Genomic DNA, 907 nt, shown 5'->3' with positions numbered 1-907 from the left:
TCCTTTGGTCGCTGCCGCTCATGATGCGAGCGGATGCGGTCGCGCGCGAATTCCAGCGCCTCGATCGTCTTTGGGTCGGCGGCCTTGTAGGCCTGGGCGATGTCGTCCTTCGAAACGGCAATGCCCAGTCCAGCCAGATCGGCGCGATCGAATTTCCGTGAATAGTCGATCAGCGCCGCGTCGCCCTCGGCGCGCACGCGCGCGATGATGGCGCCCACCGCTGCATCGACGTCGGCGGACACTTCCCGCTTGGTCAACAGGAAGGCGGCGAAACGCTGCTCGAAATCGGCGTCGGACTGACGAAGCGTGATGGCCATCGGACGCTCAGGCCTTGTGGATGGGGCGCGAGGTGGCTTCCCACGCCCCGCCGATGTCGGCAAGGCGGGCCTCGATGCATTCGACGTCGAGCATGATCGCACCGCCGCCCGAGAAGATCAGCTCGACGATGCCGGCCGGCTTGCTGATCTCGATGAAGCTGATCGCCAGCAGCGACAAGACTTCCGCAGGCTTGTCGCGGTCGATGCCGCTGGTCTTGGCGCCGAGCACGCGGTCGAAATGCAGCACGGCCTGCCGTCGCTCATTGTGCTGGCGAAACAGGCCGGATTTTGCTTCCCAGACGAAACGGTTCATGGTCAGCAGGAAACGCTTGGCCGCAGGCAGGAATTCGAGGTCGCTGACTTTCAGCACGGCATCCTGGACATGAGCCGAAACGATGCTCAGGTCCTGGTCGTCTAGCGCGATAAGCTTAAGGCCGGTCATGCGGATTTCGCACCTGAAGGTTGATTGTTCAGCCTTCTGTTAGGCGGTCTTGGCGATCGGTGCAACCGCACCAACAGCTGCAGGTCTGCGCTGCCCCTCATCGCCCTGCCGGGCACTTCTCCCCATATAGTGACGGGGAGAAGGACGC

Annotated in this window: 2 protein-coding genes; both read right to left on the bottom strand. The window is 63.1% G+C overall.

Annotated elements, in window-relative coordinates:
- Positions 1 to 317 (bottom strand): histidinol dehydrogenase (locus EN939_RS15430; protein ID WP_206528293.1); only part of this gene is annotated, 317 nt, incomplete at its 3' end.
- A 7-nt stretch (positions 318 to 324) separates the two neighbouring features.
- Positions 325 to 759: a DUF2948 family protein gene (locus tag EN939_RS15425; RefSeq protein ID WP_127268680.1), complete on the bottom strand. Its 435-nt coding sequence runs from the start codon at positions 757 to 759 to the stop codon at positions 325 to 327.
- Positions 760 to 907 lie beyond the last annotated feature (148 nt).

The sequence above is a fragment of the Mesorhizobium sp. M7A.F.Ca.CA.002.05.1.1 genome, assembly GCF_003998335.1.
In the GTDB taxonomy this organism is placed as follows: Bacteria; Pseudomonadota; Alphaproteobacteria; order Rhizobiales; family Rhizobiaceae; genus Mesorhizobium.
The sequence above is the reverse complement of the archived record's forward strand: the minus strand, read 5'-3'. Positions and strand labels throughout refer to the sequence as shown.

Coding starts and splice junctions, on each gene's coding strand:
- EN939_RS15425 (WP_127268680.1), bottom strand. CDS start 759: ATGACCGGCCTTAAGCTTATCGCGCTAGACGACCAGGACCTGAGCATC.